The sequence below is a fragment of the Nevskia soli genome, from assembly GCF_903970205.1.
In the GTDB taxonomy this organism is placed as follows: Bacteria; Acidobacteriota; Terriglobia; order Bryobacterales; family Bryobacteraceae; genus Bog-113.
The window spans coordinates 1-7,379 of the sequence record NZ_CAJCHS010000432.1 but is presented as its reverse complement, the minus strand read 5'-3'; the positions used below and the strand labels follow the sequence as shown (position 1 = coordinate 7,379).

General features: G+C 59.3%; 7 protein-coding genes. 2 read left to right on the top strand and 5 right to left on the bottom strand.

Going from position 1 to position 7,379, the window contains the following annotated elements:
* Together H1Y01_RS18550 and H1Y01_RS18545 are read left to right on the top strand one after the other, a co-directional pair.
* On the top strand, positions 1-771 hold a 771-nt coding region (locus tag H1Y01_RS18550), incomplete at its 5' end, for an MBL fold metallo-hydrolase RNA specificity domain-containing protein (RefSeq protein WP_301331924.1).
* A 65-nt stretch (positions 772-836) separates the two neighbouring features.
* A complete protein-coding gene (locus H1Y01_RS18545; RefSeq protein WP_180542208.1) occupies positions 837-1,691 on the top strand; it encodes a hypothetical protein in 855 nt (284 codons plus the stop codon).
* Positions 1,692-1,798: 107 nt separating this feature from the next.
* Here the strand turns inward: H1Y01_RS18545 and H1Y01_RS18540 are convergent, their stop codons facing one another.
* From H1Y01_RS18540 to hpnE, 5 genes are all read right to left on the bottom strand, one after another.
* Positions 1,799-2,899, bottom strand: coding sequence for a PD40 domain-containing protein (locus tag H1Y01_RS18540; RefSeq protein ID WP_180542206.1), 1,101 nt, complete (start codon positions 2,897-2,899; stop codon positions 1,799-1,801).
* A gap of 23 nt (positions 2,900-2,922) precedes the next feature.
* Positions 2,923-3,645, bottom strand: a complete 723-nt coding sequence (locus tag H1Y01_RS18535) for a DUF4440 domain-containing protein (protein ID WP_180542204.1) — start codon at positions 3,643-3,645, stop codon at positions 2,923-2,925.
* A gap of 4 nt (positions 3,646-3,649) precedes the next feature.
* Positions 3,650-5,680 carry a M13 family metallopeptidase gene (locus H1Y01_RS18530; protein ID WP_180542202.1) on the bottom strand — a complete coding sequence of 677 codons (2,031 nt, stop codon included), beginning with the start codon at positions 5,678-5,680 and terminating at the stop codon, positions 3,650-3,652.
* Between the two features lie 6 nt (positions 5,681-5,686).
* Positions 5,687-6,055, bottom strand: a complete 369-nt coding sequence (locus H1Y01_RS18525; protein WP_180542200.1) for a carboxypeptidase-like regulatory domain-containing protein — start codon at positions 6,053-6,055, stop codon at positions 5,687-5,689.
* A gap of 8 nt (positions 6,056-6,063) precedes the next feature.
* A partial coding sequence (gene hpnE, locus H1Y01_RS18520) for a hydroxysqualene dehydroxylase HpnE (protein ID WP_219341683.1) occupies positions 6,064-7,379 on the bottom strand: 1,316 nt, incomplete at its 5' end.

The following is a 7,379-nucleotide window of genomic DNA, read 5'->3' as shown; positions in this document are numbered from 1 at the left end:
ATCATGGAATCGACTTACGGGGACCGTCTCCACCAGCAGGAGAGTGAAGTCAAGAATAAGTTGCGCGACATCGTCAAGAGGACCGTAGAGCGTGGCGGCCGCGTCATCGTTCCCGCGTTCGCGGTGGGTCGCGTGCAGCAGTTAGTCCTCATGCTGCACCAACTTATCGACGAGCAGCAGATCCCATCCGTACCCATGTATGTGGATAGCCCGCTCGCGGTCGATGTCACTCGCGTCTTTGAAGCTCATCCCGAGTGTTATGACCAGGAGACCGCCGCGTTCCTAAGCCGCGATGAAGACCCGTTCGGCTTCAAGCTGCTGCAGTACGTTCGGGAGAGCCAAGACTCGAAAAAGCTGAACGCCCTGCAAGGTCCGTTCATTGTGATTTCGCCCTCCGGAATGTGCGAAGCCGGCCGTGTGCTGCATCACTTGCTCCACAACATTGGTGATCCGAAGAACACGGTCCTCATTACCGGGTATCAGGCCGAAAATACCCTCGGGCGTAAGATTCAGGATGGTCGGAAACACGTCCGTATCTTCGGCGATCCGGTGGAGGTTCGCGCGGAGATCGAGAACCTCGACGCGCTTTCCGGCCATGGCGACCGTGAAGAATTGTTGACCTGGATGAAGCCCATGGCGCCGGCTTTGAAGAAGGTGTTCCTGGTGCATGGCGAAGTGGGTTCGTCCGCCGCGCTCGCTCGAGCTATCCAGGATCGTTACCGCATCGAGGCGATTCCGGCCGTCCGTGGCACGCAATTTGAGCTCGGGTGAAACCATTCGGCTCTTCCCGGCCATCTATACTAAATGGCTTGCAAACTGTTACAGGAGTGTAAATCGTGAGCGAAACCGTGACGACTGTCTCGACGAATTCAAACTGGAAGCCGGCGTTGGTCGGCGGCGCGCTGCTGGCCCTGCTGGCGTCGAACATCTATCTGTTCGTGCAAGTGTATGACATGAAAGCCGCGTCAGCGAAATCGCAGGACGCTTTAACCGCGCAAATTCAAGAACTTAAAGACAACACGACCACCATCGCGGCCACTCAGCGGCAGCACTATCAGGCCCTCTCGCAAGACTTGGACCGCCGCACCCGCGACGTGGCTCGCGCCGCTACTTCCGCCCGAACGGACGCGCTCAAAAGCGTTGCCTTGACCAAACAGGAGCTGGAGGCGGAGCAGGCGCAAACCGCCGAAAAGATCAACGGGGACCTTTCAAGCGTCAAACAGGCGACCGACCAAAAGTTTACAGAAGTGAACACGGATGTAGGGAACGTCAAGCAGCAGGTTTCCACCACGCAATCCGACCTGCAGAAAACGATCGCGACACTTAGTCACGTTCAAGGAGATCTCGGTGTGACGAGCGGCCTGGTCGCCAAGAACGGCACCGAGTTGGAAGCCCTCAAGCGGCTCGGTGAACGGAACTACTTCGAGTTCAATATCAAGAAAACCAAGCAGCCGCAAAAGGTAGGCGACATTCAGGTTCTCTTACGCAAAACCGATCCGAAGAAGAACAAGTTCACCCTAACCGTGATGGCCGATGACAAGACCATCGAGAAGAAAGACAAGACGGCGGATGAACCCGTACAGTTCTATGTGGCCAAAGCCCGGCAACCGTATGAGATTGTCGTGAACGAAGTCCGTAAAGATCAGGTTGTTGGATATCTGGCGACGCCAAAAGACACGGTAGCGCGCTAGCAGCCTTGGTAGTAACCGCTCCGTCACCGTCGCGGCTCTGTAACGTACTGGTTCTACTGAGCCGCGCACGTGAGTAAGCGGTGCTTTTTGATTACTGGCACCGGCTGCTAGGCCTCCAGATCTGTCTCTTCAACGAACCGTTCGACATGGGACCGGTATACAGCCGGCTTGCCGTTACGGTCACTAACGAAGAATACGTTCTGGCTGTCGGGTGAAAACACCGGGTTCACTAAGCGGGCGTCGGAGGATCGATGCTCGCATAGGGTTAGTTCCCGCCGCACGCTACGCACGAGCAGTAGTAAGTACGGTGACGCCAGACTACGGCTGGCGCCGACGAACACGGACGCATCCCCATTGACTCCAAACGACGCGAACTGACTAGTCTTCGAGATCAGGCGGTCCTTCTTGTCTTCTAACGTATACTCGCGGATCGTAGTTAGTTTCGCGCGATCCGCCGGGACCGATAAGTAAAGTAAGCTTGCCCCGGCAGGTGACCAGAGCACCTGGCCGATATCCGCTGAACGGTCGAACGGCAGATCGCCGGCTCCGAGAAGGCGGGGCACGCCGCCTTCTCGAAAGAACAACTGTGTCGAGCGCGGCCGCAGTTGCGGGTCGGTGATTTCGCCAGCGCTCTCGATGACGGATTCCACCTCGCCGCGAGGGGTTCGTATCGAGCGTAACCGGAATCGGGTAGCCGAGCGCTCGACCCAGACTACCTGCGATCCATCGAGGCTTACTGTAAAGCCCGGCACTCGTTCCCATCCGCTTTCGATCCGGGCCACCTCGCGCTCGCGCAAAGACGGAAGCGCCATCTGCTTGATTGCCGGGCCGTCGCAGAAGAAAACCGCGCGGTCATCGGATGTAAGCGCGACTGACGAAGGGTCGAGAGCCGCGGCCGACGTAAGCTGGCGCGACTCGCCGTTATGCCAGTCCACGCGCCACGCCTGCATCGATCCCGAACGCTCGCAACAGACGATCAGAAACCGCCCGCGCCGGGAAACGAAATGCAAATGCGGCGCCGGCATCACGGACCTGTATTTCGGATCCGTTAACCGGTAGAGATCGAGCTCGGTAGCCCGATCGAGAAAATGCTGCGGGGCGTAGATGAACGACGAGCCTTTACCGCCCGGGGATGCGGTCTCGGCGCCCAGCAGTGACGTTGCCGTGAGAGCCAGAAACGCCCGGCGCCCGATGAGGTACGGCGTCAACTCTCACTCTACTACGAACTAGTCTACTCAATACGCTTCCAGACTAAGTCCTCGTTATTGCGCCGGTCGATGAGCCGGTCGACGAGGCCCGAGGCATCGCGGTGGAACAACTTTCGCCCTTCGGCGCCCGGACGGAAAAACAGGTCGGGCGATTCGGGTAATAGCGCATACGGCTTTCCGGACCCGCGCTGAACCGTAAGTTGGCTGCCGTTGCGGGTCACCTTGATCACCTCTCCGGGAGCTAACTCGTATCGGCCGGTATAGTCGTTCAGTTTAGCTTCAGGTACTTGCCCGGCGGCCGGATCTTCATAGTAACGAAGTGCCTGGGTCGCCACGATCTGCCAGAGCTGGTTGCGATACAGCCAGGTATCCGTCATGTGATACCGCGCGTGTAACACCTGCCCGAAGACGGTTTCCTTCTCCTCGGCGTCATAGCTCACGATCGCCACGCCTGGGGCAAATCGTGACTTAGCGTTCACGATGTGAATCACGCCACTGTATCCCGTGGGCATCCGCTGCACGTCGGCCACTAATGCCGCCTTGTCCATGGTGCGGCCTTTCTCGTCGGTGCTCATAGCGTCGTCCGCTATATAGAGCTTCCATGGCTCCTGATCGCCCGGAACCAAGGCATCATACATCTGTTGCGAGCGGCGGACCAGTTCTTCCTGCGTGATCTTTTCGGGATCGTTGGCGCGAACTGAAGGACAGATTAGAAGTATCGCGAGAAGCCAGAGCCGCTTGGTCATGAACTTACCAGACCCGGCAAGGTTTCATCGATACCATCTTTTGAGGTACTTTACATCCGAAGGCAGTTGCGAATTCGGGCATGTTTGAGACGACGCCGTTGATGCGGAACTCGGCCGGAGAGTGCGGGTCGGTAAGGGCGTGCTCGCGCTTGGTGTCCGGGCGCGTGTCGCCGCAGGCCCATTGCGCCATGCCGATGAAGAAGCGCTGGTCGGGGGTGAAGCCGTCTACGGGCTTCAAGTCCATGCCAGCGGTCGCGTGCTTCCAGGCCATGTAGGCGAGTAGTGTGCCGCCGAGGTCCGCGACGTCTTCTCCTAGGGTCAACTTACTGTTGATCTTGATGTCGTCGACGACCGTGTACTGCGCGTATTGATCTTCGACGCACTTAACCCGCGATTCGAACTCTTTGGAGTCTTCCGGCGTCCACCAGTCTTTCAGGTTACCTTTGGCGTCGAACTGCCGCCCTTCGTCATCGAAACCGTGCGTTAGCTCGTGGCCGATGGTCGCTCCGGTGTTGCCGTAGTTAGGCGCGTCATCCAGCTTCGGATCGAACAAGGGAGGCTGCAGCACGCCCGCCGGGAAATTGATGTCGTTCATTTGCGGGTTGTAGTAAGCGTTGACCGTCGGCGGCGTCATGCCCCATTCCGTACGGTCGAGCGGCTTGCCGATCTTGGCTATCTGGCGCCTGTATTCGAAGCGGTCGGCGCGGTCTATGTCGCCGAAGAAATCATCCCGTTTGATGTCGACGGAACTATAGTCGCGCCACTTATCCGGGTAGCCGATCTTATTCACGATTGTGTGTAGCTTCAGGAGCGCCTGCTTACGAGTTGCGTCGGTCATCCACGGCAACGTACTTAGATCCCGCTCCATGGCTTCTTCGATCTCCTTAGTCATCGCCACAGTCCGTGCTTTGGTTTCGGGCGTGAACGTCTTGGCAACGAACACCTGGCCTAGCGCTTCGCCTAAGTTGCGATCCGTCCACTCGGTGCAGCGCAGCCAGCGCGGCTTCATCTGCGGTACACCGCGCAGGTACTTCGAGTAGAAGTCGAAGCTTGCGTTGGCGAACTGCGACGAAAGGTACGGCGAGGCGTCGCGGATCGCGTTCCAGCGCAGGAAGGTACGCCACTCGTCGATCGTGTGCGCGTGAAGCTGCTTCTCAAGAGCCGTGTAGAACGCCGGCTCGGTTACGTTGACAACCTTGATGTTCGTCAGACCGAGGGCAGGGAGGAAGTGATCGAACTCGAGAGTAGGCGCCAGCGCGTTCAGTTGACCCGGCGTCATCTTGTGGAGCAGGTTATGCGGGTTGCGCATCTCGACGCGGGTGAGCATCGATTTGGCCAGCTCCGTTTCGATGGCCATCACCTGATCGGCGTGCAGTTTCGCGTCCGCCGGAGACTCGCCCAGTAACCCGAATTCAGTGCGCAAATGCTCGATGTACTTGGCGCGATTATCGACGGACTTCTTGTCGGTGCGAAAGTAGTAATCGCGGTCCGGCAGGCCCAGGCGCCCGCGTCCGGCGAAGGCGATCACATCTTCGGAGTTCTCCAGATCCTGATCGGAGTCGAAACCGAACAGCCAGCGGCCGCCGATGCCATCGAGGTGCTCTTCGGTCGCGAACTGATCCAGATCATGGAAGTTCTTGATGCCGGCAATGCGATCTAAGACGGGTTGCAATGGCTGCAGGCCGGCCTTTTCGATAGCCGCTTCGTCCATGCAGGCGTGGAAGAAGTCGCCGATCTTCTGCTCGGCCACGGTGCGCGACGGGTTCGGCTGGGACGCTTGTTGCAGCAGGCCCCAGAGTAACTGCTGGTTGTCGTATTCGAGCTTGGAATAAACTTCCCAGGCTGATTGGTCCGGTGGGATGGGGTTCTTCTTGATCCAACCGCCGCAGGTGTAGTGGTAGAAGTCATCGCAGGCTTGCACCGACGTATCCATCGAAGATAAGTCGAGGCTTGGAGAGTAAGGTAGCTCCGTAGTAGGCTGCGGCGTCGATTGGGCCATTAACGCCGCCGGGATTAAGAATAGGATAACTCGCATAAGGGACTACTTGACTGTGTACTGCGGCTGTGGCGGCTTCAACTTGATTTCCAAGGTCTGCACGTCCTGATCTACGGGCAGGATATCCCCGAACGTCTGATAGTTCTTCGCGATCACCTGCACGCGGATTTTTCCTTGCGGAACTTCGGGTAGAGTCACGTTGCCTTCCTGGTTCGTGCTTGTTTCCCAGTTAGTGACCATCTTGCGATAGAGGCGCAGAGGCGAACGGCTGGACTCTAACTTAATTACAACGTTGGCGCGATCGATCGGCTTGCCTGTCTCGGCCGAGACTACGTGAACCGTGACCTTCGACATCGGCGGCCCGGCCCACGCTTGAATGCCGGCGAGCCCCAGAAGCAATAACAAGTAACGCATATGCTGCATTATGCGACATCCGGGAGCACGAATGTCCGGCGGGCGCCCGCGGCTTCCGTTGCGGCTTCAGCGGCGAGATATCCGCTGCGAACGGCGCCTTCCATGGTGGCGGGCCATCCGCTGCGGGTCCAATCGCCGGCGAGGAACAGGTTCGGGATCGCGGTGCGCGCGGGCGGGCGTTTGCTTTCGAGGCCGGGAGCGGCGGAGAAGGTCGCGCGCACTTCCTTGATGACATGAGCGTTCACGAGTTGGGCCTCGCGCGCCGCAGGGAAGAACTCCCGTAGTTCGCGGACGGCGAGATCGATAATCTCCTGGCGGTTCTTCTCGACGAGCGAACGCGACGCGCTAACGACGACCATGACATACTTACCTGCGGACTTATTGAACATCCACTGGATGGTGCGGTCGAGTAACGTGGCGTGTTCGAGGTCAGTCACCGGGCGGTCGAACCAGAGATGGATGCCGGTGATCGGTGAATGCGTGAAGGCGCTGGTGTCTACGGGCGGCGGCGCGAACACCTGGTTGAGCCGTTCGAACGGGAGCGCTGAGATATAGGCGTCGGCTTGCCTGCGTTCGCCTGCGCAGATCACTCCGGTGACTTTGCCGTCTTCGATCTCGAAGCGCTCCGCCGGTTTGCGGCCTTCGAGCGTGACTGCGCCGATCTGTTTCCACGCATCGGGCCGGTAGAGTTCACGCAGCGGTACGTTGGGGATTCCGAGTTCGTACGAATCGGCGCGGGAGAGCATGCCGAGTAGGAACACCTGGAAGCCGTGCGCGGCGGCCATACGGTCGACGTCTTCGTTGATCGCGCTGACCAGAACCTGGTTCCAGTAGCGCGCGATGGCTTGCGCGGTCTGGCGCTTCTCACGCAGCCAGTCGAGCATGGTGATGCGGTCGAGATCGGGGCGATTGCGCTCGCGCGGCATGGCCAGCATGGCGCGGCCGATTGCGATCTTGTCCGCCAGGTTCAGGCACTTCAACGCCAGAAACGATTCGGTGAAGTGCGCGGGGGCGGGGAAGATGCCGCGCTTCATGATCGATTTGCGGCCACCCGGTTCGAGGAAGATGAATTCCTTGTAGAACGTGATCTCGTTGCGAACGCCGAGGCGCTGGTAGAAATCGAGCAGGTTGACGCAGCAGCGTAAGAGCACGTGCTGGCAGTTGTCGATCAGCTCGCCATCCGGCATCTCCCAGGACGTGGCGCGGCCGCCGAGGAAGGGACGCGATTCGACGACATCGACCTCCCAGCCGCTGCTGCCCAGCGCCGCGGCGGACGCGAGGCCGGCGAGGCCGCCGCCGACGACTAGGGCTCTTGGCATGCCTC